The sequence below is a fragment of the Rhizobium giardinii bv. giardinii H152 genome (assembly GCF_000379605.1).
Lineage (GTDB): Bacteria > Pseudomonadota > Alphaproteobacteria > Rhizobiales > Rhizobiaceae > Pararhizobium > Pararhizobium giardinii.
This window is the reverse complement of sequence record NZ_KB902691.1, coordinates 77,179-102,100: the sequence shown is the minus strand read 5'-3', so window position 1 is coordinate 102,100 and position 24,922 is coordinate 77,179. Positions and strand designations below refer to the sequence as shown.

Sequence of the window (24,922 nt, the reverse complement as noted above, 5' to 3'; positions counted from 1 at the left end):
GCGTCCTGGTATCGGGAATAGGATTTCAGCATGCAAAATACGATTCGTATCATCGGCATCGATCCGGGACTTCGCCGCACCGGCTGGGGCATTATCGACACGCTCGGCAACTCCTTGCGCTTCGTCGCTTCAGGCACCGTCATCTCCGATGGCGACATGGACCTTGCTTCGCGCCTTTGCCAGTTGCATGACGGATTGGCGGAGGTGATCCACGGTCACAAACCGGACGAGGCGGCGGTCGAGCAGACCTTCGTCAACAAGGATGCGGTGGCGACGCTGAAACTCGGCCAGGCGCGCGGCATCGCCATGCTGGTCCCGGCGCGGGCCGGCTTGCAGGTCTCAGAATATGCGCCGAACGCAGTCAAGAAGGCGGTCATCGGCGTCGGCCACGGCGAGAAGCAGCAGATCCACATGATGCTGAAAATCCTGATGCCGAAGGCCGAATTCAAGGGCAATGATGCGGCCGATGCGCTGGCGATCGCCATCTGCCATGCGCACAATCGCGGTGCGGCGCGGATGCGGCTGGCGGCGCTGGCGGGTTGATTTGTTCTTGACTTGTTCCGTTTTGGCGGCTAAGTAATACTGCAGAGGTATTACCATGCGCGTCACTGAAAAAGGCCAGGTCACCATCCCGAAGGAAATCAGAGATCGTCTTGGCATAGTGCCGGGATCGGAAGTGGATTTCGTTGCGTCGGGTGACGGCGCATTGCTGGTACGCGTCGACAATCCCGAAGATCAAAATGTCATACGGGATTTCGACGACTGGGCTTCGCGCGTCAAGGGAACATTTGATGCCGGTGGCATGACGACGGACGAGTTTATGCTTTGGCTGCGGGGCGAGCGTGACGATCTCCACTCTCGTTGATACGAATGTTTTTATCGATGTTCTTGGTCCTGAAACGCCTATTCGCAATTGGTCGCTGGAGGCGTTGCGGCAGTCATTGCATAATGGAATTTTAATCCTTAGTCCCGTCGTCTGGTCGGAACTTGCCGCTTCGCCCATTTCCGAAGGCGAGTTGCTTGCCGCTTTGGGATGGCTGGATGCGAAGCGCGAAAATATACCCTTCGAAGCCGCTTTCCGTGCGGGAAAGGCGCATCGCGCCTATCGTCTCGCGGGTGGTCAGCGGGAAAGAACCTTGCCCGACTTCCTGATAGGCGCCCATGCAGATTGGCGGCGCTATCGTCTTTTGACGCGCGATGGAGCCAGATACAGTTCCTATTTCCCTTCCGTCGAACTGATCACGCCGGAGACCCACCCATGAAGGATTTTTCGCCATGATCGGCAAACTCAAGGGAACGATCGACGAGATCGGCGACGACCATGTCGTCGTGGATGTCCACGGCGTCGGCTATGTCGCGCATTGCTCGTCGCGGACATTATCCAGAATAGGCTCGCCGGGCGAGGCGGTCGTACTCTTCATCGAGACCTATGTGCGCGAGGACCAGCTGCGGCTGTTCGGCTTCCTGACGGCGCTGGAGCGGGAGTGGTTCCGGCTCTTACAGAGCGTTCAGGGTGTCGGCTCCAAGGTGGCGCTGGCGGTGCTCTCGGTTCTCACGCCCGGCGAACTGGCGAATGCAATCGCGCTGCAGGACAAGACCTCCGTGTCGCGGGCGCCGGGTGTCGGCCCGAAGGTCGCGGTGCGCATCGTGACCGAACTGAAGAACAAGGCGCCCGCCTTCGCCGGCGAGGCGGCGGCCAATATCGGTCTGAAGCAGGAGCTTGGCGAAGGTGTCGCCGCAGCGCCGGTGGCTGATGCGGTGTCGGCCCTCAGCAATCTCGGCTACTCGCGTGATCAGGCGGCAAACGCGGTAGCGGCGGCATTGAAGAATGGCGGCGAGGGCGCCGACAGCGCCAAGCTGATCCGGCTGGGGTTGAAGGAACTGGCGCGTTAGTGCGTTGCCATCGTGTCCGCGGCATGAGATTGAGTTTTTATGAGTGAAGCACCGAGACTGATCACACCGGAAAAGCGGGGCGAGGACCTTGATACGACGCTGCGTCCGCAATCGCTCGACGAGTTTACCGGCCAGGCGGAGGCGCGCGCCAATCTGAAAGTGTTCATCGAAGCGGCGAAGAACCGCGGCGAGGCGCTGGATCACGTGCTGTTCGTCGGCCCGCCCGGCCTCGGCAAGACGACGCTGGCGCAGATCATGGCCAAGGAACTCGGCGTCAATTTCCGTTCGACCTCTGGTCCGGTGATTGCCAAGGCGGGGGACCTTGCGGCGCTTCTGACCAATCTCGAAGACCGCGACGTGCTGTTCATCGATGAGATCCACCGGCTCAACCCGGCTGTCGAGGAGATCCTCTATCCGGCGATGGAAGACTTTCAGCTCGACCTGATCATCGGCGAAGGGCCGGCGGCGCGCTCGGTGAAGATCGACCTGTCGAAGTTCACGCTGGTCGCTGCCACCACCCGGCTCGGCCTGTTGACGACGCCGTTGCGCGATCGTTTCGGCATTCCCGTGCGGCTCAGTTTCTATACCGTGGAAGAACTGGAACTGATCGTTCGGCGCGGCGCCCGGCTGATGGGGCTTGGCATCACCGACGATGGCGCCCGCGAGATCGCCCGCCGCTCGCGCGGCACGCCGCGCATTGCCGGCAGGCTGTTGCGCCGGGTGCGTGATTTCGCCGAGGTGGCAAAGGCCGAAGCCGTGACCAAGCAGATCGCCGACGAGGCGCTGACGCGCCTACTGGTCGACAATATGGGCCTGGATCAGCTGGACAAGCGCTATCTCACCATGATCGCGCTCAATTTCGGCGGCGGTCCCGTTGGCATCGAGACGATTGCCGCCGGGCTCTCCGAGCCGCGCGACGCCATCGAGGACATCATCGAGCCCTACATGATCCAGCAGGGTTTTATCCAGCGCACGCCGCGCGGGCGTGTTTTGACCGCAAATGCATGGAAACATCTTGGATTACAGGTGCCCAAGGATCTGGAAGCCACCCAGTTCCGCCTGTTCCAAGAGGACGATTGAGTGATCACACGGCGCGGCTTTCTGAAATTTCTCGGCGGCGGTGTCGGCGGGATGATGGCGCTCGGCGGCTATTCCTTCGCCTTCGAGCCGCTTGTCCGGTTGAATGTCACGCGCTACACGCTGACGCCGCCGGGCTGGACGCCGGGACTGAAGCTGCGGGTGGTTGCCCTGGCGGACATTCACGCCTGCGAGCCTTGGATGTCGGCCAGTCGCATCGCGTCCATTTGCGCTCATGCCAACACGCTCGGCGGTGACGTCACGGTTCTTCTCGGCGACTACGCCACGGGCATGAATCTGGTGACGCGCTACGTGCATTCGGACGAATGGTCGAAGGCGCTTGCAACCTTGAGCGCGCCGCTCGGTGTCCATGCGATCCTCGGCAATCACGACTGGTGGGAAGACAAGGCCGCGCAGCAGATCGGTAGCGGCGACACGTTCGGGCACCGCGCGCTGCGAGATGTCGGCATCCCGGTCTATGGCAATCAGGCGGTCCGCCTGGAAAAAGATGGACATGGATTTTGGCTTGCCGGCCTTGAGGACCAGTTGGCCCTGCTGCCAGGCAAGAAGTGGAACCGCCAATGGATGACCGGGCTCGACGACCTCGATGGAACACTGGCGCAAGTCACCGATAATGCGCCGGTCATCCTGCTTGCGCATGAGCCCGATATTTTTCCCCAGGTCCCGAAACGCGTCTCGCTGACGCTGTCGGGGCATACGCATGGCGGGCAGGTGCGTCTTTTTGGCCGTTCACCGGTCGTGCCGTCGCGTTTCGGCGATCGTTATGCCTACGGCCATGTTGTCGAGAATGATCGAAATATCATCATTTCGGGTGGTCTCGGCTGCTCCATCGCGCCCATCCGCTTCGGCTCGCCGCCGGAAATCGTCGTTATCGATCTCGGATAACCTGACCCCATACATGAGTTTCTGCTCCCCTCGGCGGGTGAGACCACCCGCCTTGGTTTGTCGAAGACCTAAGGGCATTGGCAACCTCATGTATGGGATCAATTAAGCCAGCCGTTCGATCGTCCGGCGCAGCAGATCCCTGCCGCCGGGCTTCCAGCCCAGCGCTTCGATCTTGCAGGTTGCCATCCGGTTACAGGCGCTGCCATCCGCTGGTTCCGGCAGCGGATGCGGACAGTGGGTCACCCGCTGAAGCATGGAGAGGATTTCATGGTTGTCGGTCAGGATATCCGACAGGTTGAAGGTCTCGCCATTGATTCGCACGGCGTCGGCCTCCAGCATCAACCGCACAGCTTTGGCGACATCCTCGCCATGCACTTCCGTCGCGGCACGAGGGCAGACGGCCTTTCCCGACAGGTAGTTCTCAAAAAGTGCTGCCCATTTGTGTTTTCGGCCCGGCCCGGCGGGACCGTAAATCCCCGTGGCCCGCAGGCTGACGCCGACGAAGCCATGGCCGCAAAGCGCAAGCAGGCTGCGCTCGGCCTGCAGCTTTACCTCGCCATAGAGCGTATCGGGCTTGGCCTGCATGCCTTCGCTCAGCAAAGCGGCGCCTGCACGAAGACCGTAGGCGGCGCGGCTCGACAGGAAGACACAGCGGCGAACACCGGCATCGCGCGCTGCTTCAAACAGCCTTACGCTGCCGTCCAGATTGGCGCGACGAAATCGATCGGGGTCGCTTCCTTCGCCGCCGCGAAATTTTCCGGGCAGGTGATCGAAGGCGGCGTGGACGAAATAGTAGACGTTGTCGAAGGCCTCGATCTGGTCTCCTTCGGGATCGAGGATCAGCGGAACGAAGGGAACGTCCTTCGAAAAGAAGCCTGGTTCGGGCGCGGTGCGGCCGCCAACGGTGACCTTGTAGCCGCCCGCCAGCAGGTGCTCGACGATGAAGCGGCCAACATAGCCTGTGCCGCCGGAAACGAGAACGCGGGTCATGAGCTTCCTGAATTCAGTCCGGGTTTGGCGGGCCCGGATTCGGCAGATTGGCAATGTCCGGGAGGTTCTCGCCTGTGAAGAAAGCATGCCACAGGTTGACCAGCGGTCGCAGCCTTTGTTCCTTTGGATGGTCCTTTTCCCAAGGTTTTTCATATTGGTAGTGCAGTACGCCGATCGAAGCCCAATCCCACAGCTCCGGCATGTTGAACCAGACATATTGCAGCATGTTCATCGTGACAGGCAGGCCGTGCCAGTCGGGGAAGAACTTCTCAAGAAAGGTCTGGTCGGTGCGCGGCCAGAAGGCATCGGGCGCATCAAGCCGTGTCAGCATGGTTTCGAACGTCCGGCGTGACGGCTGGGCGACGAAGACGCCCGAGTTCAGCCTGTGAAAGTCGGCAAGGCTCTCATAGACGTTGGGGGCTGCGGAAAATTCGGGATAGGCGAAAAACCGGTCGATGTTCTTCAACACCAGCGCGTCGGCATCGATGAAGATGCAGCGGTCGTATTCCGTGAGTTGCCAGAGCCGCAGCTTGCAGAAGTTGTCGAGCGGCGAGTGGAAGTCGGGTTTGCGGCCCTTGGTGAAAGGGGCAGTGTCATGAACATTCTTGCGGCCATGACGTTCGTTGAAGGCATCCGACAGCGGCAGGAGGTCGGTGGCAGCCAGCCGGCACCCAAGCGCGATCAATGGCTCCAATGCCGACGCGTTCACTCCCCCCGTATGGAGTACGACAATATCCGCCAGGGTGTTCGTCAGCCTGATGGAGCGGGCAAGCGCGGTCGCTCCCATGGCGTAGTCGGCGTTCGTCACCAGCGTGACGAACGCATTGTGCGATCCGGCGGGACCGGAAGGTGTGATGCCATCAGGAACCAGACCGGATTGCGTCATGAAACCGATTTCAGCCTCCGGCCTTCCGGATCGTGGTTGATCTTGGTGGCGATGCCCTTGGTCCAGGCCGAAACGGCCGGAATGCGGCTGCGGTCGACGCGATAGGCATATGTCCTGCCAACGTCGATGATTTCCGCAAGCAGGCCATCCTGCAGCCTCGTTGGGTTGAGGCCGAGTTCATGGAACTTCTCGTTGCGGACGACGAGATCGTTTTCCGCAGCTTCCTTGCGTGGGTTGGGCAGCCAGGCGATTTCCGAGCCCGTGAGGCCGGCGATCATTTCCGCAAGATCGCGAATCCGGTGGGTCTCGGTCATCTGGTTGAAGATTTCGACGCGGGCGCCGCGCTGGGGCGGGTTCATCAGGGCCAGTTCGATGCAGCGCACGGAATCCTGGATATGAATGAAGGCGCGGGTCTGGCCGCCGGTGCCATGAACGGTCAGCGGATAGCCGATCGCCGCCTGGATGAGGAAACGGTTGAGCACCGTGCCATAGTCGCCATCATAGTCGAAGCGGTTGATCAGCTGTGTGTGGCGGCGGGTCTGCTTGGTGTGGGTGCCCCAGACGATGCCCTGATGCAGATCGGTGATCCGCATGCCGTCGTTCCTGGCGTAGAACTGGAACAGCAACTGATCGAGGCATTTGGTCATGTGGTAGATCGAGCCGGGATTGGCCGGATAGAGGATGTCCTGGGCGACGGTGCGGCCATCCTCAATCTCGATGCCAACCGGCAGATAGCCTTCCGGGATCGCCGCGCCGACGGTCGAATAGCCGTAGACGCCCATCGTGCCGAGATGGACCAGGTGGGCGTCGAGGCCGATCTCGACCAGCGCGTTCAACAGGTTGTGGGTGGCGTTGACGTTGTTGTTGACCGTGTAGTTCTTGTGGCGGTCGCTTTTCATCGAATAGGGCGCGGCGCGCTGCTCGGCGAAATGGATGACCGCGTCCGGACGGTTTTCCGCAAGCCAGTTTTTCAGCAACTCATAGTCGCGGGCGAGATCGATCAGGTGAAAATGGATGCGGCGGCCGGTCTCGGCATGCCAGATGCGGGTCCGTTCCTGGATGGAATCCATCGGGGTGAGAGACTGGACCCCGAGTTCCGTGTCGATCCATCGTCGCGAGAGATTGTCGAGAATGTGAATGTCATGCCCGGCGTCGGACAAATGCAGGGCCGTCGGCCAGCCGACGAAGCCATCACCGCCAAGGACAGCAATCTTCATGCAGCGAATCTCCTCACGTGGAAAATTATGTGACGGTGATAGGGATGGAATGTGACAGGACGACAATGCTTGCCAAACGGCGTTTGTTCCGCCACAGGAAAAGAAAACTTCCGAGGTTATGAATGACGTTGATCGCGCTTTCCGGCGAACTGACAGATCACGGGCACCGGCTGGTGCAGCGGGTCTATTACGAAGACACCGATTTCTCCGGCGTCGTCTATCACGCCCGCTACCTGCATTTCATGGAGCGGGCCCGCACCGACTATTTGCGGCTTTTGGGTGTCGAGCAGGCGACGCTGGCAATCGAGGGGGATGCGGAAGGTCTCGTCTTCGTTGTCCATCGCATGGAAATCGACTTCAAGGCGCCGGCGCGCATGGACGACATCCTGACGATCACCACGACGACGGAAAAGGCGGGTGGCGCCAAGATGGTGCTGGGCCAGGAAATACGCCGTGAGGGCACGCTTTTGATCGCCGCCAAGGTGATCATTGCCGTGATCAACGGGCAGGGCCGGCCGCGCCGGCTGCCGGAAGCGCTGGGCAAGAAGTTTTTGGGGCAGGGCTGATCAGCTCTCCGCACCCGCCGCTTTCAGCATTGCCTTGGTGATGCTCTGCTTCCAATCCCTGGCTTCGGCCCAGGGGTCATTTCCATTATCGATCCTGCCAAGGATATCTGGAATATGGAAGCTGTTGGCGGCGTCCAGGCCGGTGAGTTCCTCCCAGGTGACAGGTGTTGCGACCGGACCGCTTTTGCGGGCCCGGATGGAATACGGAGCGACGGCGGTTGCGCCGCGTTCATTGCGCAGCCAGTCGATGAAGATGCGCCCCTTGCGCTTCGCCTTCGACATGGTGGCGATATAGTGGTCGGGGTCCTGGTCGGCGATCCTGACGGACAACGCCTTGGCAAAGGCCTTGGCATCCTCCCAGGCGGCTTTGCGCGATAGCGGCACGATAATGTGGATGCCCTTGCCGCCCGAGACCATGGCAACGGATTTCAAGCCGATATCCTCGAGTGTCTCGCGCAGAGCGACGGCCGCGGTCTTCACCGTTTCGAACGTGACGCTCGGATCGGGATCAAGGTCGAAGACCAGGCGGTCGGCCGCGTCGAGCCTGTCGATGGTCGAGCCCCAGATATGAAATTCGATCGTGCCCATCTGCACGGCAGCGACGAGGCCTTTCGCGTCATCGACATAGAGGTAGTTCGCGACGTCGCCGTCCGATTCCTCGATCGGCACCTGGTGGATTTCGTCCGGGAATCCGTCGCCGGCATGTTTCTGGTAGAAACATTGATGGTCTGGACCCTGCGGGCAGCGCAGGATCGATGCCGGATGCCTGGCGGCAAACGGCAGCATCCGGTCGGCAACGACGCCGTAGTAGCGGGCAAGGTCGATCTTGGTGATGTCCGGATCCGAAAAGAGCAGGCGGTCGGCATGGGAAATGCGGATGCCGAGCACATCGCCTTCGGCATCGGTTTCCTTGCGCTTGGTCGTCGTCTTGCTCGTCGAGGCTGTTGAGGGCGCCTCGCGTTCGGCCGCGTTCTTCCGCACGGATTTCGTCGAGACGGGTTTTTCCGATTCCAGTGTCACGGCAGTCGCCTCCTTGTCCTCGCGCAGGCCCTCGAAGGCCCCGTGGCGGATGTGGCCATCATCGGTAAATTCGGTGAAATCGATCTCGGCGACAAGCTTCGGCTTGAGCCAGACGGCGCCACGCGCGATCTCGCGCGGCACGGCGTCGAAGGCCGGCTTGTCGATTTTCAGCTTCGCGAAACAGGACGCGAGATCAGCCATCATGTCCTCATCGAAGCCGGTCCCGACGCGGCCCTGATAGACGAACTTGCCCCCTTGATAGGCGCCGACCAACAGCGAGGCGAAGGCGCGGCCGCGTTTGTCAGACGGCGAGTAGCCGCCAATGACGAACTCCTGTCTTTTGGTGCATTTGATCTTCAGCCAACTGCCGACGCGTCCCTCGCGATAGGGCGCATCCGCCCGCTTGGCGATGATCCCCTCCTGGCCGGCCCTGCACATGGCCTGGAAGACCTTCTCGCCATTGCCCTGGACATGCTCGCTGTACTGCACCGACCGGCTGCCGCCCAGCGTCTCGATCAGCGTCTTGAGTACCCGCTTGCGCGCGGTCAGCGGCTTGCCGCGCAGGTCCTTGCCGTCAAGATGCAGCAGGTCGAAAGCATAGAAGCGCGTTTCGCCACCGCTCTTCAGCGCCTTCTGCAAGGCGGAGAATTTCGAGCCTGTTTCGGAAGCTGCGACCGCTTCGCCATCGATCAAAGCACTCTTGCAATCGAGCTTGGAGAAACCCTCGACGATGTCGGGGAATTTTTCCGTCCAGTCGAGGCCGGTGCGGGTGAAACAGGTGACACCCCCCTTGCCGATGGCGACCATCAGTCGGTAGCCGTCAAATTTTACCTCGTTCAGCCAGTCCTCGCCTGCGGGGGCCCCGGAGACGAGGGTCGCAAGCTGCGGCCTTTGAAACGCCGGTTTTGTGCCCGTCTGCATCTTTGCGCTCGGGCGGGGCGGCGCGTTCTCCGTAGCAACGGCACCCGCCTTGACGTTTTCGGCAGTGCTTTTGTTGGACTGCCAGATGTGGGCCTTCGTTTCGCCGCGGCCCGAAGCGATCTCCTCCATCGACCGGCCGGTCTTGACGCTGGTCGTGTTTTCCGTAAGCAGGCTTTCGCCGTCGGGGTCAGCGTCCTCGTCGTCCTCCTTGATCAGCAGCCAGTTCTCGCGTTTTTCTCCCTCGCGAGATTTCATGCGTACGAGCGTCCAGCCGCCACGCAGACGCTGGCCATGGATGTGGAATTTCAGCTTGCCTTCCTTCAGCCCTTCATCCGGGTCGTTGTCCGGCTCCCACCAGCCGGTATCCCACAGCATCACGGTGCCGCCGCCATATTGGTCTTCGGGGATCGTACCCTCGAAATCGCCATAGGCCAGCGGATGGTCCTCGGTGCGCACGGCAAGGCGCTTGTCTTGCGGGTTGATGCTCGGCCCGCGCGTCACGGCCCAGCTTTTCAGCACCCCCTTCCATTCCAGCCGGAAATCATAGTGCAGCCGGGTCGCATCATGTTTCTGGATCAGGAAAAGCTTGCCGGGCTTCGACCGCCGCGCCGCGCCCTTCGGCTCCGATGTCTTGGTGAAGTCGCGCTTGCGATTATATTCGATGAGGGAATGGTGCTGCTGAACCATGGCCGGGCCTCAAGCAGGTGATTTCCCGCCGCCACCTTCGCGGCTGTTTTTCAAGGCGGACATCGTCGCATCGAAGGGGACGGTGTCGGCCTTCCTGCCGGAAGTCGCGCTGAAGACTTCGGTGGGTATGGAGACGAGGGCGAAGGGCAACTGCCCTTTCAACAATGCACGCGATGCCATGTTTCCACCTTTTGAGTTCAAGCGGGCTAGTGCGGAATGTTCCTGGTGGTGTCGCGGGCGAGCAGGCGCTCGAGCGCTGCCACATCCTCACTGGTAATGACCGGCACGGGGTCGGAGATCATGGCCTGCAGCACGTCGGGCGATATCGCGTCATTCTCGATCGCCCATTCCAGCGCCTCGCGGGTCTCCCGCTCGGCCCGGAGTTGCGCATAGAGTGCAAGGATAAGACGGTCGCGGTGATCGAAATGCGGCCGTGCGGGACGTTTCGGCGATTTCTTCGGCGTGTTGGTGCTCATGGGCGGCTAACGCGGCGGGCGGTGGAAGGTTCCCCGAGCGGCCTGCCGTCTGCTTTCGCCCATCGCGATTGCAGTGCAATAAAGTAACGCTCCCTTAACCATAATGATGTCTTAATGCCCGTATTAGGGTTTTGTGCGGTGCACGTCATCCTTTCACCAAGATTGAACGCAAGAAGGCAGACAGGAAGCTTAACGATCGGCATGAGGCCGGTTATCGGCAGCTGCCGGGTCAATCTTGCAACAATGACGTTTGAGCTACCTGGCTGTGAGCATGAGACTGCTCTTGCCGGGTGTTTGGATTCGGGGATTTGAGACTATGGAACAGGTTGGATTGGCTGCGGCGACGACGGACGTAACGCTGTGGTCGCTTTTCATGGAAGCGGGCTTCGTCGTCAAGCTGGTCATGTTGGGGCTGATTGGTGCCTCCGTCTGGACCTGGGCGATCGTCGTCGACAAGACACTCAAATACGGCAAGGTTCGCCGCCAGCTGGACGCCTTCGAACAGGTGTTCTGGTCGGGTCAGTCGCTCGAGGAACTCTATCGGACGCTGTCGGATCGTCAGACTTCCGGCATGGGCGCGATCTTCGTCTCGGCGATGCGCGAGTGGAAGAAATCCTTCGAGCGCGGTGCCCGTTCGCCGATCGGCCTGCAGATGCGTATCGACCGGGCCATGGATGTCACGCTTTCGCGGGAGTCCGAAGCGCTTGAAGCGCGGCTCGGTTCGCTTGCCACCATCGGCTCGGCCGGTCCGTTCGTCGGCCTGTTCGGTACGGTCGTCGGCATCATGACCTCGTTCCAGGCGATCGCCGGTTCGAAGTCGACCAACCTTGCGGTTGTCGCGCCAGGTATCGCGGAGGCGCTGCTTGCCACCGCGATCGGCCTTCTTGCCGCTATCCCGGCGGTCATCGCCTACAACAAGTTCTCCGCTGACGCCGGCAAGATCACCTCCCGCATGGAAGGCTTTGCCGACGAGTTCTCGGCCATCCTTTCCCGCCAGATCGACGAGAAGCTGCAGCAGCCGCGCCAGGCCGCGCAGTAACCGGGCCCAAGAGACGGAGTATTTGCTATGGGTATGGCAGTAGGCGGATCGAAGGGATCGGGCGGCGGACGCCGCCGGCGCGGCCGCGGCAAGGCCATCATGAGCGAAATCAACGTCACGCCCTTCGTGGACGTGATGCTGGTGCTCCTGATCATCTTCATGGTCGCCGCCCCGATGATGACGGTCGGCGTGCCGATCGACCTGCCGGAAACGCAGGCAAAGGCGCTCAATTCCGAAACGCAGCCGATCACCATCTCCGTCAAGAGCGACGGCCAGGTCTTCCTGCAGGAAACACCGATCCCGGTCGAGGAAGTCGCAGCCAAGCTCGAGGCGATCGCCACGACAGGCTATAGCGAGCGCATCTTCGTGCGCGGCGACGCGACTTCGCCCTACGGCGTGATCGCCGACGTGATGTCGCGCATCCAGGAGGCCGGCTTCAAGAACATCGGCCTCGTGACCCAGCCGAAGAAGGACCAGTAGAGCGCTGCGATGAAGACCAGTCTCGTCACATCCGCTGTGCTGCACGCCCTGGTGCTGACCTGGGCGCTGGTTTCGCTCGGCAGTCCGGCAGATTTCGAGGTCGCCGATGTCGAGGCAATGCCTGTCGATATGGTCCCCATCGAAGAGTTGACCAAGCTGCAGCAAGGCGACAAGGAAGCGCCCAAAGCCGAAATACCGTCGGTCACGCCGACCAAGCGCCCGGATACCGTCGAAAACGCGGAGAATGTCGGCGAGAACAAGGTCGACATAAAGACCCCGCCCAAGCCGGATGCCAAGCCCAGCGACAACGTATCGGCAGCCGCACCGGAAAAGACAGAGAAGGCTCTGCCGACACCCGATCCGGCGAAGGAAGACAGCAAGGAAATTACCGAGGAAAAACCGGCTTCCGAACCTGCGACGGAAGTTGCTTCTCTTCCCGAGCCTAAGCAAGAGGTAAAGCCGGAGCCCAAGCCCGAGGAACAGCCGGTCGAGGAGCAGCCGGCGGAAAATCCTGAAGCCGAAGCGCTTCCGGACAAGATCCCGACGCCGGTGACTAAGCCGAAGGTCGAGAAACCCGCCCAGACCGCAAAGACGCCGGACCGCAAGAACGAAGAAAACAAGAAAGAGAAGAAGAAGGCCTCGTCCCAGAACGAGTCAGACTTCAATGCGGACGAGGTGGCGGCCCTGCTCAACAAGACGGACCCCGCGAACGGCGGTGCAAAGAGCGGCAAGACCGAGAAGGCATTCGGAGCATCCAAGACGACCGGCAACACGCTTTCGCAGAACGAGATGGACGCATTGCGCGGGCAGATCCAGAAGAACTGGAGCTCCTTTGCCGGCATCGAAGGCCTGGACGGCATGAAACTGACGGTGAGCTTCGAGCTCGACCCGCAGGGCAACATTGTCGGCGAACCCGAGGTGGAGACCACGGGCGGCTCGGAAACGGCCCGCCGGACGATGATCGGCAGCGTGCGCCGCGCTATCCTGAAGTCGCTGCCCTTCCAGGGCCTGCCGGCAGACAAATACGATTCATGGAGAGAGATGGTCGTCAATTTCGACCCGAGTTCCATGTCGATCCAGTGACATAAAATGAATGAATGAATGGCTGAAAGGCTTCGATATATGCTGAAACGCAACCTTTTCCGTTTTCTCGTCGCACTCGCGGCAGTGGTCACATTGTCGACCTCGCCTGTTTCCGCGCGCGTCGAACTGAACATCAACAAGGGCAATGTCGAGCCCATGCCGATCGCTGTCAGTGATTTCCTGCAGGGTGAACTGGGGCGGAAGATTTCCGACGTGGTCGCAGCCGACCTCAAGCGATCCGGCCTGTTTGCGCCGATCGACCGGGCCGCCTTCATCGAGAAGATCTCCAATCCCGATGCCGCTCCGCGCTTCGAGGACTGGAAGGTCATCAATGCGCAGGCGCTCGTCACCGGCCGCGTGACGCAGGAAGGCGATGGCCGCCTGAAGGCCGAGTTCCGCCTGTGGGATACATTTGCCAACGAACAGATGACGGGGCAGCAGTTCTTCACCCAGCCGGAAAACTGGCGCCGCGTCGCCCATATCATCGCCGATGCGATCTACGAGCAGATCACCGGCGAAAAGGGCTATTTCGACACCCGCATCGTCTATGTCGCCGAAAGTGGTCCGAAGACGGCGCGCAAGCGGCAGCTGGCGATCATGGACCAGGATGGCTTCAACGCCCGCGCGGTCACCAATTCCAACGATATCGTGCTGACGCCGCGCTTCTCGCCGAACAAGCAGGAAATCACCTACATGTCCTTCGAGGGCAACGAGCCGCGCGTCTACCTGCTGCAGCTCGAAACCGGACAGCGCGAAGTCGTCGGCAATTTCCCCGGCATGACCTTTGCTCCGCGCTTCTCGCCGGATGGCCAGCGGGTCATCATGAGCCTGCAGCAGGAAGGCAACGCCAACATCTACACGATGGACCTGCGTTCGCGCACGACGACGCGCCTGACCTCGACGGCTGCGATCGACACCTCGCCGTCCTATTCGCCGGATGGCAGCCAGATCGTCTTCGAAAGTGACCGCGGCGGCCGCCAGCAGCTCTATGTCATGAGCGCTTCGGGCGGCGGTCAGAACCGCATCTCCTTCGGCGACGGGTCGTATTCTACGCCCGTCTGGTCACCGCGCGGCGACCTGATCGCCTTCACCAAGCAATCGGGCGGCAAGTTCTCGATCGGCGTGATGAAGCCGGACGGTTCGGGCGAACGCATCCTGACGACGGGCTTCCACAATGAGGGCCCGACCTGGGCACCGAACGGCCGCGTGCTGATGTTCTTCCGCCAGAACGCCGGTGCCGGCGGGCCGCAGCTCTACTCGATCGACCTTACCGGCTACAACGAGCAGCTGATCGCCACTCAGGGCTTTGCATCCGATCCGGCCTGGTCGCCGCTGCTCGAATAGCGTTGCTGCGATGCGGCAAGAAAGTGGCGAGCCGCCGCTTTCTTGCCGCAAAGGGCTGATCTAGCAAGGCTTCACGCATATTTTGACACTCTGTTAACCATACCTGTTGAAAGTGGATTAACCGCTTCCGGTTACAGTCTGGCAACCCTGAATTTAGACATCCAAGGAGACCGGCCCATGAGCCGCATTCACGCCAAGGCCGAAGGCCGCATGCAAACCCTCGCTCGCAATCCGGTCATGGTTGCCCTCTTCATGACGCTCGCGATTGCCGGCTGCGCCTCGAAGAAGAACAATCTGCCGAACAGCGCTGGCGAACTCGGCCTGAACGCAGCGACGCCGGGCTCGGCGCAGGACTTCACGGTCAATGTCGGCGACCGCATCTTCTTCGATACGGACTCCACTTCGATCCGTGCCGACGCGCAGGCGACACTCGACAAGCAGGCCCAGTGGCTGCAGCGCTACCCGAACTATGCGATCACGATCGAAGGTCACGCCGACGAACGCGGCACCCGCGAATACAACCTTGCACTCGGCGCACGCCGCGCTGCCGCGACCCGCGACTATCTCGCTTCGCGCGGCATCCCGGCCGGCAAGATGAAGACGATCTCCTACGGCAAGGAAAAGCCGGTTGCCGTCTGCGACGACATTTCCTGCTGGTCGCAGAACCGCCGCGCCGTCACGGTTCTCGGTGGCGCCGGCATGTAATTGCCGACATTCGAAAAATCTTATGGAAGGGCGGTCTTCGGGCCGCCCTTTCTTTTTTGTCACACTTTCACCGAACTCCGTTGCTTTTTGAGGCCAATTGGAAAACTGTGCGGCAATCGCCCGGCGCCTGATTTGCAACGGTTGCGGGCGAGAGTGGATACACAAACGGGACACATGACATGAAACATTTTGTCGTGGCGGGATTGATCGGCCTCACCGCCTTTGCGGGTTTCGGGCAGACAGTGACCGCCATGCCGCTTTCCGCACTTTTCAACCGCGCAATCCATGGCGAGACCAAGTCGCCGGGCGGAGCGCCGCTGCTCAAGGTCCAGTCCAGCGAGATTGGACGCATCGGGCAGCTCGAGGAACAGATCCGCTCGCTCAACGGGCGTATCGAGGAAATGAGCTTCCAGCTTTTGCAGATGCAGGAGCAGATCCGCAAGTTCCAGGAAGACAACGAGTTCCGCTTCCAGGACCTGGAAAGCGGCAAGTCGGGCTCGACCAAGAAGAGCCAGGCGGAAAAGCCGGCGACAGACGACACTGCATCCGCCGGCTTGCCGGCAACGGATGATCAGGCAGCGGCAACCGATCCCAACGCAGGTTTGGGATCGGACACGACTGCGGGCGGTAACACGGGTGCTCCGCCGACGACGCTTGGCGAAATCGTCTTCGATGAGAACGGCAACCCTGTTGCGGCAAATCGAAACGCGACCAATCTCGAAGCCCCGCTTCCGGGCGTCGATCAGGGTATCAACGAGACACCCGACAGCCAGCAGCAGACGGCAGCGCTCGACAATCCCGGCGATCTCTATCAGTCCGCCTACGGCCATGTGCTGACCGGCGACTACAGCCAGGCCGAAAACGAATTCCGCGACTATCTGGACGTCTTCCCGAACGGCGAAAAAGCCGCCGATGCCAGCTTCTGGATGGGCGAGGCGCAATATTCGCAGGGCAAGTTCAACGACGCGGCAAAGACTTTCCTGAATGCGCACCAGAACTACGGCAAGTCGCCGAAGGCGCCGGAAATGCTGCTGAAGCTCGGCATGTCGCTCGCAGCCCTCGACAACAAGGACACAGCCTGCGCGACGCTACGCGAGGTCAAGAAGCGCTATCCCAAGGCGTCCCAGGCGGTGAAGGCCAAGGTCACCAGCGAACAGAGCCGCCTTGCCTGCTGAGGCAGATGGCGATGCGCCGCTCGCCGTCGTCGAAGCGGCCAGACAATTTCTCTCGACGTTCAAGACACCCTGCATGATCCTGGTCGCGGTATCCGGCGGCAGCGATTCGAAGGGGCTGCTGCTTGCGCTGCACGAAGCGATTGCGCGCGGCTTTTCCGCATTTTCCCTTTCCGCCTGCACCGTCGACCATGGCTTGCGTCCGGAATCCGCCAGCGAAGCACATGCCGTCGCGCAGTTTTGTGCGGGCAGGAATATCCCTCATTTGACGCGTCGCTGGCTGGGTGAAAAGTCGGCGACCGGTCTTCAGGCTGCCGCCCGCGAGGCTCGCTACGTGCTGTTGGCCGATGCAGCGGAGGAGGCGGGCGCGCAATGCATCGTGACTGCGCATACCGCCGAAGATCAGGCTGAAACCGTTGTCATGCGGCAAAGCCGCTCGCGTCCGGATGCGCCAGGCCTGGCCGGAATGGCGGATGGAATGCTTGTCGACCGTCGCGTCTGGGTGCTGCGGCCTTTTCTGAATCAGCGTCGGGCCGATATCCGCGGCTACCTCGCGCTGCGGGGCGAAGAGTGGTTCGACGATCCCAGCAACGCCAATCCTCGCTTCGAGCGGGTCCGGGTTCGCCAGGCGCTCCACGACGACACTCGGTCGACCACAGATCGCTTCATGGCGGCGACCGAAGCGCGGCGCCGCTCCAGCGCACGCGTCGCCGATCTGCTGGAGCGGCATGTCGCGGTCTTCGAGCGGTCTGTCGCACGGATCGATCCGGCGCTTGCCGGAGATATGTCAGATCCGGATTGGCGCCGTGCAATCCTGTCGCTCACCGCAGTCCTCGGTGGCAGGCGCCATCTGCCGGGGCGCGAGACGGCGGCCCGGCTTGCCGCCTTCCTGGCCGAGGGACGGGACGGCCGAATGACGGCCGGGCGGGTGGTTTTCGACCGCCGCCGTTCAGGTCTGTATCTCTATCGCGAGGCAAGGAACTTGCCGGAAATCGTCATTCGGCCTCGCCAGAAAGCGATCTGGGACGGCCGTTTCCTCATTTCCAATATCGGGCAAGAGCCGGTGGCAGTCGCCGGTGGTGTCGACGCCAGGGAATTTGCGGCGAGACCGATTGCCGCAGGTCTGCCGGAGGCGATCGTCAAGCGCGCGGCGAAATCCGCTCCGGTCTTCTCTAAGGTGGGCCAGGGCGCCTTGTCCTCTAAGCCCTTGGTCGAAACCAGTATCGGCTTGTACGACACCTTTTTGCCGCGTTTCGACCTGATGATGGCCAATAGCATTGCTGCGCTCTTTGGCCGTGACCGGTATCTTGCTCCTCCGGTTCACGATGTTTTGACGGAAAAGACAGGTTGAACCTGAGTTTACCTTGGCAAGCCGGTCGCGCAACCCTATGTTAGACATAACAATGCAGCCACAAATCATTGAGGGTTGCGACAGGTTCCGGGGAGTTCGATGAACCCTAATTTTCGAAATTTTGCCCTTTGGGCAATCATTGCCCTGCTGCTGATCGCGCTGTTCAGCATGTTTCAGCAGCCGACGGAGCGCACCGGGTCCAAGGATATTCCCTTTTCCCAGTTCCTGAAGGACGTCGATGGCAGCCGCGTCAAGGAAGTGCTGATCACCGGCAACAAGGTGATCGGCTCCTACACCGAAAGCGGCGCGACCTTCCAGACCTATGCGCCTGCGATCGACACGGCTTTGACCGAACGCATGGAAGCCAAGAACGTAACCGTGACGGTTCGCCCCGAAACCGACGGATCCTCCGGCTTCCTGAGCTATGTCGGCACTTTGCTGCCCATGCTTCTCATCCTCGGCGTCTGGCTGTTCTTCATGCGGCAGATGCAGGGCGGCTCGCGCGGCGCAATGGGCTTTGGCAAGTCCAAGGCGAAGCTGCTTACCGAAGCGCACGGCCGCGTGACGTTTGACGACGTTGCCGGTGTTGACGAAGCCAAGCAGGATCTCGAGGAAATTGTCGAATTCCTGCGCGATCCGCAGAAGTTCCAGCGCCTTGGCGGCCGCATTCCGCGCGGCGTTCTGCTCGTTGGGCCCCCCGGCACCGGTAAGACGTTGCTTGCCCGCTCCGTGGCTGGCGAAGCCAATGTGCCCTTCTTCACGATTTCCGGCTCGGACTTCGTCGAAATGTTCGTCGGTGTCGGTGCATCGCGTGTCCGCGACATGTTCGAGCAGGCGAAGAAGAATGCGCCATGCATCATCTTCATCGACGAAATCGACGCCGTCGGTCGCCATCGCGGTGCCGGTCTCGGCGGCGGTAACGACGAGCGCGAGCAGACCCTGAACCAGCTGCTGGTCGAGATGGACGGCTTCGAGGCCAATGAAGGCATCATCCTGATTGCCGCGACCAACCGCCCGGACGTTCTCGACCCGGCGCTGCTGCGCCCGGGCCGCTTCGACCGCCAGGTCGTCGTGCCGAACCCCGACATCAACGGCCGTGAACGTATCCTCAAGGTGCACATCCGCAACGTGCCGCTGGCGCCGAATGTCGATCTCAAGGTCCTTGCACGCGGCACGCCCGGCTTTTCGGGCGCCGATCTGATGAACCTCGTCAACGAAGCCGCCCTGATGGCTGCGCGCCGCAACAAGCGCGTCGTCACCATGCAGGAATTCGAAGACGCCAAGGACAAGATCATGATGGGTGCGGAGCGCCGCTCCTCCGCCATGACCGAAGCCGAGAAGAAGCTGACTGCCTATCACGAGGCCGGGCACGCTATTCTGGCGCTCAAGGTTCCGGTTGCCGATCCCTTGCACAAGGCGACGATCATTCCGCGCGGTCGCGCTCTCGGCATGGTCATGCAGCTTCCCGAAGGCGATCGCTATTCGATGAGCTACAAGTGGATGGTGTCGCGCCTGGCGATCATGATGGGCGGCCGTGTTGCCGAGGAAATCACCTTCGGCAAGGAGAACATCACCTCCGGCGCATCGTCCGATATCGAACAGGCAACCAAGCTTGCGCGCGCCATGGTGACGCAATGGGGCTTCTCCGATGAACTCGGTCAGGTTGCCTACGGCGAGAACCAGCAGGAGGTCTTCCTCGGCCACTCTGTTTCGCAGACCAAGAACGTCTCGGAAGCGACCTCGCAGAAGATCGACACCGAAATCCGTCGCCTGATCGACGAGGCATACCTGGAAGCCAAGCGGATCATCACCGAGATGCATACCGAATTCGTTGCGATTGCCGAGGGCTTGCTCGAATACGAGACGCTGACCGGCGACGAGATCAAGGCGCTGATCCGCGGCGAAAAGCCGGCGCGCGACCTTGGCGACGACTCGCCTCCGCATCGCGGCTCCGCGGTTCCGTCGGCGGGCGCAAAGAAGGACGGTTCCGTCGGCCATAAGGGCGACGAGGCCGAAGGCGGGTTCGAACCGCAGCCGCAATAGGCTTACACCGGGTACAAATGCGTATTAAAACCGCCGCGCCGAAAGATGCGGCGGTTTTTCTTTGTCCTGAATAATTTGGTAACGCGCTGTAATGAATTCTGATGATACCACGGGATGTTGTGGCGCAGGTTTTATGGCAATAAAATACCCATGCGCAGTTTTCCGAGCGATCGCAGATTGACGCCTGAGCGCCTGCTATGTGACCCGGAAGGCCGGTGTCGCGGAAAAGCGCCTCCCTGGCGGGCCTGTGACTGACGTTGCGCCGGCGCCTTTGACAAGAATTGGAGTTTTTATGAAGCGCAAATATTTCGGGACGGATGGTATCCGCGGACAGTCGAACCTGTTTCCGATGACGCCGGATCTAGCCATGCGCGTCGGCGTTGCCGTTGGTACGATCTTTCGCAATGGCGCGCATCGGCACCGGGTAGTGATCGGCAAGGATACGCGCCTTTCGGGCTATATGCTGGAAAATGCCCTGGTGGCCGGTTTCACCGCCGCAGGTCTTGATGTCTTCCTGCTCGGACCTATACCGACCCCCGGCGTCGCGATGCTGACGCGCTCGCTGCGCGCCGATATCGGCGTGATGATCTCCGCCTCGCACAATCCCTTCGAAGACAACGGCATCAAGCTGTTCGGTCCGGATGGCTACAAGCTGTCCGACGAGATGGAAGGCCAGATCGAGGAACTGCTCGAAAAGGATATGACGGCGCAGCTCGCCAAATCGCAGGAAATCGGCCGGGCCAAGCGCGTCGAAGGCGACATCTATCGTTATATCGAACACGCCAAGCGCACATTGCCGCGTGACGTGACGCTCCAGGGCCTGCGGGTCGCGATCGATTGCGCCAACGGTGCGGCCTACAAGGTCGCGCCGCTTGCCCTATGGGAGCTCGGCGCGGACGTCGTGACGATCGGGAACGAACCGAACGGCATCAACATCAACCTTGACTGCGGATCGACCCACCCGGAGACCCTGCAGAAAAAGGTGCACGAGGTGCGCGCCGATATCGGCATTGCGCTCGATGGCGACGCCGACCGTGTGCTGATCGTCGATGAGCACGGCAAGATCGTCGACGGCGACCAGCTGATGGCGGTCATCGCCGACAGCTGGGCGGCCGAAGGCATGCTCAACGGTGATGGCATCGTTGCGACCGTGATGTCCAATCTTGGCCTCGAACGCTACCTTCAGGGACGCAGCCTCAACCTGCATCGCACCAAGGTCGGTGACCGGTACGTGGTCGAGCACATGCGCCAGCATGGCTTCAATGTCGGCGGCGAGCAATCCGGTCATATCGTCCTTTCGGATTTCGGCACCACCGGTGATGGCCTTGTCGCGGCGCTGCAGATTCTCGCCTGCGTCAAGCGCCAGGGAAAATCGGTCAGCGAAGTGTGCCACCGTTTCGACCCGGTACCGCAGGTTCTGAAGAACGTTCGGGTTTCGTCCGGCATGTCGCTCGATAACGTCACCGTCCGTCAGGCAATCGCCGACGCGGAGGCGGAACTTGCCAAGAACGGCCGCTTGCTGATCCGCCCGTCCGGTACCGAGCCGCTGATCCGCGTCATGGCGGAAGGTGACGACCGGCAGCAGGTCGAACGGATCGTCGACGAGCTGATCAGTGTCATCAGCGCCGTTCGCAACGTCGCCTGAAGCGCATTTGCGTCCGAGATGTAAGGAAGGCCGGGTTATGCCCGGTCTTTTTTTAGCTATTGCTAGGAAGGCATCTGGCGTTGCTTTGTCTTCAAGCAAACCCGTTAATAGTTACGGTAAATTTTTGTAGTTAATTGGACCTTAACCTTTCTTATTCATGATCCACTTCGACATCATTTATTGGAGGCCGCTCTCTCGGCTGACCAAGCAACAAAAAAATTTTGGAGTGAGGCCATGAAGTCTATTTTGATTGGCGTTGTTGCGGCGTTGCTCAGCGGCACCGCAGCCTTCGCTGCGGATCTCTACGAGCCGCCGATCGAGCAGCCGATTGCCGAGCCGGTTCAGGTCGCTTCCGCCAGCGGTTGGTATCTGCGCGGCGACGTCGGCTACGCCTTCACCGATCTTCGCGGCGCGCACTACTATCAGGGCCCCGGCCGCTTCGTTCAAGACTTCGACGATGCCGATCTCGATGACACCTGGACGGCCGGTATTGGTGTCGGCTACCAGATCAACGACTATCTGCGCACCGACGTGACTCTCGACTACATTGGAGACGCCGACTTCGAAGGCTCGACCACGGGTTCCTGCGGTGTTGCTGCTGCCTGTACGTCGCGTGACGTGGCGGCTCTGACGGCATGGAGCTTGATGGCCAACGCCTATGTCGATATCGGCACCTACGGTTCTTTCACGCCCTATGTCGGTGGCGGTATCGGTGGCACCCAGGTCCGTTGGGACAATCTGCGCAACACGAGCTGCGAGACGGCCGATCCGAGCAATTGCGATCCGACGATCGACCATGACGGCCGCGACAAGTGGCGCTTCACCTATGCCCTGATGGCCGGTACGGCGATCGATCTGACCTGCAACCTGAAGGCTGATGTCGGCTACCGCTTCCGCCACGTGCTCGGGGGCGACATGTTCGGCTATGCATCCAATGGCGGCCCGGGTTCGGATGAGGGCCTCTACCTGCACGAAGCCCGCGCCGGTCTGCGCTATTCCTTCAGCGGCTGCCAGGAAGCCTATGTGCCGCCGGTCGAGCCCGCCGTCTACAAGTAACCCGCATTCAGAGATTTCAGTTGAAGGCCGCCCGGTGTCCGGGCGGCCTTTTCCGTTCAGCCCGTCATCTGGTTAAGAAGCATGGTTAACCGATGGTTAACCAGCGGCTGCGATAGTTAATCCTCGTAAATGCGGCCGGCCAAGGTGCTTCGCGCCGCGACGGATAGCTTTTCCAAGGACGCGACGATGAACTGGCGACGTATTCTCCTCTCTGCATCCGCGCTGGCGCTGCTCGCTGCCAATCAGGCGATGGCGGCGGATGATCTGCTCGAGGCGCCCGAAGTCACCATCTCTGCCGCGCAAACGGGCGGCCAGGGGTTCTATCTGCGCGGCGATCTCGGCTATGCCGGCTGGACGCAGGAGGGCGATCCGTCGGTTCGCATCTTCGACGCCGGCACGGGTACGACGGGCACCGCGTCCTTCGACGACGCTCGCTTCGGCAAACCGTTCTCCGGCTCCCTGGGTGTGGGCTATCAGTTCAGCGACATGTTCCGTGCTGACCTAACGGGCGATTATTTCGACGGGGAGTTCGATGGTTCGGGCGAGGCGGACGTTCCCTGCGCCGGCGAGGCGGCTGGGACCTCCTGTGCCGCAAGCGAACGGGCCGACTACAAGGCAATCGGCATCATGGCAAACGGCTATGTCGATCTGGGCACGCTTGCCGGCCTGACTCCCTATCTCGGCGCCGGCCTCGGCGTGACGCGCCTGCGCTGGAGCGAGGTGTCGCTAAGCACCGGCTGCTTGCCGGGCGCGGCCGCCTGTTCGGGCGCTGGCGCTATCGACCAGTCCTTCAATGGCGACAGCAGCTGGCGCCTGACCTATGCGCTGATGGCCGGTGTTTCCTATGACGTGACGGAACGGCTGAAGCTTGACATCGGTTACCGCTATTCGCAGATCGATGATGGCGACATGTTCGGCAGCGGCGATACAAGCGGGCGCGACGACGGCCTCGGCCGTCATGAGGTTCGTGCCGGCCTGCGATTGGCGTTGTGGTAGGCAGGGACGCAAGTCTCCCTGCCATGCTGGTCGCGCCAAAAATCTTTTCAACAGCGACATAAGTTTATTGACTTCCTTCCCGGTCCGCCATATTGACGGCGGCAGGCCACCTCTCCCTAACGAGAGGCTTTCTATCTGGAAGGATAGCTCAGATGACGACCCCTGCTGCGCCGGACATCCGTCCGCAAAACACCCATTTCTCTTCTGGTCCCTGCTCGAAGCGCCCCGGTTGGTCGCTCGATGCGCTCTCTGATGCAGCCCTCGGTCGCTCGCATCGTGCCAAGGTTGGCAAGAGCAAGCTGAAGCAGGCCATCGACCTCACCCGCGAAGTTCTGGAAGTGCCGGCGGACTACCGCATCGGCATCGTCCCGGCGTCCGACACCGGCGCCGTCGAGATGGCGCTCTGGTCGCTGCTCGGGCCCCGCGGCGTCGATATGGTCGCCTGGGAAAGCTTCGGCTCCGGCTGGGTATCCGATGTCGTCAAGGAGCTGAAGCTCCCCGACACCCGCAAGATCGTGGCCGATTACGGCCTGCTTCCGGACCTCTCCAAGCTCGATTTCGACCGCGACGTGGTCTTCACCTGGAACGGCACGACTTCGGGTGTGCGCGTTCCAAACGCCGATTTCATTCCGGCCGACCGCAAGGGCCTGACGATCTGCGACGCCACCTCGGCGGCCTTCGCTCAGGAACTCGATTTCGCCAAGCTCGATGTCGTCACCTTCTCCTGGCAGAAGGTTCTGGGCGGCGAGGGTGCGCACGGCATTCTCATTCTCTCGCCGCGCGCTGTCGAGCGGCTGGAAAGCTATGAGCCATCCTGGCCGCTGCCGAAGATCTTCCGCATGACCAAGGGCGGCAAGATCATCGAAGGCATCTTCCAGGGCGAGACGATCAATACGCCGTCGATGCTCTGCGTCGAGGACTATATCGATGCCCTGCTCTGGGCCAAAAAGGTTGGCGGCCTCAAGGCGCTGATCGCCCGTGCCGATGCCAATGCGCAGGTCATCCATGACTTCGTCGCAAAGACGGACTGGATCGCCAATCTGGCCGCTGTGGAAGCAACGCAGTCCAATACGTCGGTCTGCCTGAAGATCGTCGACAAGGATGTTGCAGCCCTCGACGCTGCCGCGCAGGACGCCTTTGCCAAGGGCATGGTGGCGCTTCTGGAAAAGCAGGGCGTTGCCCACGATATCGGCGCCTACCGCGACGCACCGTCCGGCTTCCGCATCTGGGCCGGTGCGACCATCGAGACGGCCGACCTCGAGGCGCTGATGCCCTGGTTCGACTGGGCGTTTGCGACCCAGAAGGCGACGCTTTCCCAGGCTGCTGCCTGACAGGCTTATGGCCGCGCCGGCAGGGCGCGGTCTTCCAT

At 61.3% G+C, this 24,922-nt stretch carries 25 protein-coding genes; 19 read left to right on the top strand and 6 right to left on the bottom strand.

Annotated features, from left to right (window positions below; translation table 11 throughout):
• The first annotated feature begins 30 nt into the window (after positions 1-30).
• Genes ruvC through A3AY_RS0122045 form a run of 6 tightly spaced genes read left to right on the top strand, consistent with a single transcriptional unit; the run spans position 31 to position 3,876 of the window.
• Positions 31-543 carry a crossover junction endodeoxyribonuclease RuvC gene (ruvC, locus tag A3AY_RS0122070; protein ID WP_018327857.1) on the top strand — a complete coding sequence of 171 codons (513 nt, stop codon included), beginning with the start codon at positions 31-33 and terminating at the stop codon, positions 541-543.
• Between the two features lie 55 nt (positions 544-598).
• Positions 599-865 (top strand): AbrB/MazE/SpoVT family DNA-binding domain-containing protein, encoded by a 267-nt coding sequence (locus tag A3AY_RS0122065; protein WP_018327856.1) that lies wholly within the window; start codon positions 599-601, stop codon positions 863-865.
• A complete protein-coding gene (locus tag A3AY_RS38105; protein ID WP_083926016.1) occupies positions 843-1,262 on the top strand; it encodes a type II toxin-antitoxin system VapC family toxin in 420 nt (139 codons plus the stop codon). The genes A3AY_RS0122065 and A3AY_RS38105 overlap by 23 nt, the downstream gene beginning before the upstream one ends.
• 13 nt (positions 1,263-1,275) lie before the next feature.
• On the top strand, positions 1,276-1,893 hold the full coding sequence (ruvA, locus tag A3AY_RS0122055; protein ID WP_018327854.1) for a Holliday junction branch migration protein RuvA: 618 nt from the start codon (positions 1,276-1,278) through the stop codon (positions 1,891-1,893).
• A 39-nt stretch (positions 1,894-1,932) separates the two neighbouring features.
• Positions 1,933-2,973 (top strand): Holliday junction branch migration DNA helicase RuvB, encoded by a 1,041-nt coding sequence (gene ruvB / locus A3AY_RS0122050; RefSeq protein WP_018327853.1) that lies wholly within the window; start codon positions 1,933-1,935, stop codon positions 2,971-2,973.
• Positions 2,974-3,876 carry a metallophosphoesterase gene (locus tag A3AY_RS0122045; RefSeq protein WP_018327852.1) on the top strand — a complete coding sequence of 301 codons (903 nt, stop codon included), beginning with the start codon at positions 2,974-2,976 and terminating at the stop codon, positions 3,874-3,876.
• Positions 3,877-3,978: 102 nt separating this feature from the next.
• Here A3AY_RS0122045 and A3AY_RS0122040 read toward each other — a convergent pair whose 3' ends face one another.
• From A3AY_RS0122040 to A3AY_RS0122030, 3 genes are read right to left on the bottom strand one after another with little or no spacing between them, the layout of a single operon-like run.
• Positions 3,979-4,866, bottom strand: a complete 888-nt coding sequence (locus tag A3AY_RS0122040; protein ID WP_018327851.1) for an NAD-dependent epimerase/dehydratase family protein — start codon at positions 4,864-4,866, stop codon at positions 3,979-3,981.
• Between the two features lie 13 nt (positions 4,867-4,879).
• The gene (locus A3AY_RS0122035) at positions 4,880-5,752 is read right to left on the bottom strand and encodes a glycosyltransferase (RefSeq protein ID WP_018327850.1); all 873 of its coding nucleotides are present in this window, start codon (positions 5,750-5,752) and stop codon (positions 4,880-4,882) included.
• Positions 5,749-6,969: an NAD-dependent epimerase/dehydratase family protein gene (locus tag A3AY_RS0122030; protein ID WP_018327849.1), complete on the bottom strand. Its 1,221-nt coding sequence runs from the start codon at positions 6,967-6,969 to the stop codon at positions 5,749-5,751. Before A3AY_RS0122030 ends, A3AY_RS0122035 begins: the two co-directional genes overlap by 4 nt.
• 122 nt (positions 6,970-7,091) lie before the next feature.
• Between A3AY_RS0122030 and ybgC the strand changes: the two genes are divergently transcribed.
• On the top strand, positions 7,092-7,535 hold the full coding sequence (gene ybgC / locus A3AY_RS0122025; protein ID WP_018327848.1) for a tol-pal system-associated acyl-CoA thioesterase: 444 nt from the start codon (positions 7,092-7,094) through the stop codon (positions 7,533-7,535).
• On the opposite strand, the gene ligD is transcribed toward ybgC, so the two are convergent.
• From ligD to A3AY_RS0122010, 3 genes are read right to left on the bottom strand one after another with little or no spacing between them, the layout of a single operon-like run.
• Positions 7,536-10,163, bottom strand: a complete 2,628-nt coding sequence (ligD, locus tag A3AY_RS0122020) for a DNA ligase D (protein WP_018327847.1) — start codon at positions 10,161-10,163, stop codon at positions 7,536-7,538.
• A 9-nt stretch (positions 10,164-10,172) separates the two neighbouring features.
• Complete coding sequence (locus A3AY_RS39340; protein ID WP_018327846.1) at positions 10,173-10,343, bottom strand: hypothetical protein; 171 nt, start codon at positions 10,341-10,343, stop codon at positions 10,173-10,175.
• A gap of 26 nt (positions 10,344-10,369) precedes the next feature.
• Positions 10,370-10,639: a hypothetical protein gene (locus A3AY_RS0122010; protein WP_018327845.1), complete on the bottom strand. Its 270-nt coding sequence runs from the start codon at positions 10,637-10,639 to the stop codon at positions 10,370-10,372.
• A gap of 316 nt (positions 10,640-10,955) precedes the next feature.
• Between A3AY_RS0122010 and tolQ the strand changes: the two genes are divergently transcribed.
• From tolQ to A3AY_RS0121950, 12 genes are all read left to right on the top strand, one after another.
• Entirely contained in the window at positions 10,956-11,678 is a 723-nt protein-coding gene (tolQ, locus tag A3AY_RS0122005; RefSeq protein ID WP_018327844.1) for a protein TolQ, read from the top strand.
• Between the two features lie 27 nt (positions 11,679-11,705).
• Positions 11,706-12,158: a protein TolR gene (gene tolR, locus A3AY_RS0122000; RefSeq protein ID WP_018327843.1), complete on the top strand. Its 453-nt coding sequence runs from the start codon at positions 11,706-11,708 to the stop codon at positions 12,156-12,158.
• Positions 12,159-12,167: 9 nt separating this feature from the next.
• Positions 12,168-13,241 carry a hypothetical protein gene (locus A3AY_RS0121995; RefSeq protein ID WP_018327842.1) on the top strand — a complete coding sequence of 358 codons (1,074 nt, stop codon included), beginning with the start codon at positions 12,168-12,170 and terminating at the stop codon, positions 13,239-13,241.
• Between the two features lie 39 nt (positions 13,242-13,280).
• Complete coding sequence (tolB, locus tag A3AY_RS0121990; RefSeq protein WP_018327841.1) at positions 13,281-14,585, top strand: Tol-Pal system beta propeller repeat protein TolB; 1,305 nt, start codon at positions 13,281-13,283, stop codon at positions 14,583-14,585.
• A 177-nt stretch (positions 14,586-14,762) separates the two neighbouring features.
• Positions 14,763-15,290 (top strand): peptidoglycan-associated lipoprotein Pal, encoded by a 528-nt coding sequence (gene pal / locus A3AY_RS0121985; protein WP_018327840.1) that lies wholly within the window; start codon positions 14,763-14,765, stop codon positions 15,288-15,290.
• A gap of 179 nt (positions 15,291-15,469) precedes the next feature.
• Complete coding sequence (gene ybgF, locus A3AY_RS0121980) at positions 15,470-16,465, top strand: tol-pal system protein YbgF (RefSeq protein ID WP_018327839.1); 996 nt, start codon at positions 15,470-15,472, stop codon at positions 16,463-16,465.
• Between the two features lie 73 nt (positions 16,466-16,538).
• Positions 16,539-17,813 carry a tRNA lysidine(34) synthetase TilS gene (gene tilS, locus A3AY_RS0121975; protein ID WP_051108395.1) on the top strand — a complete coding sequence of 425 codons (1,275 nt, stop codon included), beginning with the start codon at positions 16,539-16,541 and terminating at the stop codon, positions 17,811-17,813.
• A 99-nt stretch (positions 17,814-17,912) separates the two neighbouring features.
• Positions 17,913-19,856 (top strand): ATP-dependent zinc metalloprotease FtsH, encoded by a 1,944-nt coding sequence (ftsH, locus tag A3AY_RS0121970; RefSeq protein ID WP_018327837.1) that lies wholly within the window; start codon positions 17,913-17,915, stop codon positions 19,854-19,856.
• Positions 19,857-20,148: 292 nt separating this feature from the next.
• Complete coding sequence (glmM, locus tag A3AY_RS0121965) at positions 20,149-21,501, top strand: phosphoglucosamine mutase (RefSeq protein WP_018327836.1); 1,353 nt, start codon at positions 20,149-20,151, stop codon at positions 21,499-21,501.
• 234 nt (positions 21,502-21,735) lie between these two features.
• Entirely contained in the window at positions 21,736-22,557 is an 822-nt protein-coding gene (locus A3AY_RS0121960) for an outer membrane protein (RefSeq protein WP_018327835.1), read from the top strand.
• Positions 22,558-22,743: 186 nt separating this feature from the next.
• Complete coding sequence (locus A3AY_RS0121955; protein WP_051108394.1) at positions 22,744-23,553, top strand: outer membrane protein; 810 nt, start codon at positions 22,744-22,746, stop codon at positions 23,551-23,553.
• A 152-nt stretch (positions 23,554-23,705) separates the two neighbouring features.
• Entirely contained in the window at positions 23,706-24,884 is a 1,179-nt protein-coding gene (locus A3AY_RS0121950; protein ID WP_018327833.1) for a phosphoserine transaminase, read from the top strand.
• Positions 24,885-24,922 lie beyond the last annotated feature (38 nt).

What these genes read in the sequence shown, in the direction of transcription:
- ruvC (WP_018327857.1), top strand. Translation starts at nt 31, where the DNA reads ATGCAAAATACGATTCGTATCATCGGCATCGATCCGGGACTTCGCCGC.
- A3AY_RS0122065 (WP_018327856.1), top strand. Translation starts at nt 599, where the DNA reads ATGCGCGTCACTGAAAAAGGCCAGGTCACCATCCCGAAGGAAATCAGA.
- ruvA (WP_018327854.1), top strand. Translation starts at nt 1,276, where the DNA reads ATGATCGGCAAACTCAAGGGAACGATCGACGAGATCGGCGACGACCAT.
- ruvB (WP_018327853.1), top strand. Translation starts at nt 1,933, where the DNA reads ATGAGTGAAGCACCGAGACTGATCACACCGGAAAAGCGGGGCGAGGAC.
- A3AY_RS0122040 (WP_018327851.1), bottom strand. Translation starts at nt 4,866, where the DNA reads ATGACCCGCGTTCTCGTTTCCGGCGGCACAGGCTATGTTGGCCGCTTC.
- A3AY_RS0122035 (WP_018327850.1), bottom strand. Translation starts at nt 5,752, where the DNA reads ATGACGCAATCCGGTCTGGTTCCTGATGGCATCACACCTTCCGGTCCC.
- A3AY_RS0122030 (WP_018327849.1), bottom strand. Translation starts at nt 6,969, where the DNA reads ATGAAGATTGCTGTCCTTGGCGGTGATGGCTTCGTCGGCTGGCCGACG.
- ybgC (WP_018327848.1), top strand. Translation starts at nt 7,092, where the DNA reads ATGACGTTGATCGCGCTTTCCGGCGAACTGACAGATCACGGGCACCGG.
- ligD (WP_018327847.1), bottom strand. Translation starts at nt 10,163, where the DNA reads ATGGTTCAGCAGCACCATTCCCTCATCGAATATAATCGCAAGCGCGAC.
- A3AY_RS39340 (WP_018327846.1), bottom strand. Translation starts at nt 10,343, where the DNA reads ATGGCATCGCGTGCATTGTTGAAAGGGCAGTTGCCCTTCGCCCTCGTC.
- A3AY_RS0122010 (WP_018327845.1), bottom strand. Translation starts at nt 10,639, where the DNA reads ATGAGCACCAACACGCCGAAGAAATCGCCGAAACGTCCCGCACGGCCG.
- tolQ (WP_018327844.1), top strand. Translation starts at nt 10,956, where the DNA reads ATGGAACAGGTTGGATTGGCTGCGGCGACGACGGACGTAACGCTGTGG.
- tolR (WP_018327843.1), top strand. Translation starts at nt 11,706, where the DNA reads ATGGGTATGGCAGTAGGCGGATCGAAGGGATCGGGCGGCGGACGCCGC.
- A3AY_RS0121995 (WP_018327842.1), top strand. Translation starts at nt 12,168, where the DNA reads ATGAAGACCAGTCTCGTCACATCCGCTGTGCTGCACGCCCTGGTGCTG.
- tolB (WP_018327841.1), top strand. Translation starts at nt 13,281, where the DNA reads ATGCTGAAACGCAACCTTTTCCGTTTTCTCGTCGCACTCGCGGCAGTG.
- pal (WP_018327840.1), top strand. Translation starts at nt 14,763, where the DNA reads ATGAGCCGCATTCACGCCAAGGCCGAAGGCCGCATGCAAACCCTCGCT.
- ybgF (WP_018327839.1), top strand. Translation starts at nt 15,470, where the DNA reads ATGAAACATTTTGTCGTGGCGGGATTGATCGGCCTCACCGCCTTTGCG.
- tilS (WP_051108395.1), top strand. Translation starts at nt 16,539, where the DNA reads ATGATCCTGGTCGCGGTATCCGGCGGCAGCGATTCGAAGGGGCTGCTG.
- ftsH (WP_018327837.1), top strand. Translation starts at nt 17,913, where the DNA reads ATGAACCCTAATTTTCGAAATTTTGCCCTTTGGGCAATCATTGCCCTG.
- glmM (WP_018327836.1), top strand. Translation starts at nt 20,149, where the DNA reads ATGAAGCGCAAATATTTCGGGACGGATGGTATCCGCGGACAGTCGAAC.
- A3AY_RS0121960 (WP_018327835.1), top strand. Translation starts at nt 21,736, where the DNA reads ATGAAGTCTATTTTGATTGGCGTTGTTGCGGCGTTGCTCAGCGGCACC.
- A3AY_RS0121955 (WP_051108394.1), top strand. Translation starts at nt 22,744, where the DNA reads ATGAACTGGCGACGTATTCTCCTCTCTGCATCCGCGCTGGCGCTGCTC.
- A3AY_RS0121950 (WP_018327833.1), top strand. Translation starts at nt 23,706, where the DNA reads ATGACGACCCCTGCTGCGCCGGACATCCGTCCGCAAAACACCCATTTC.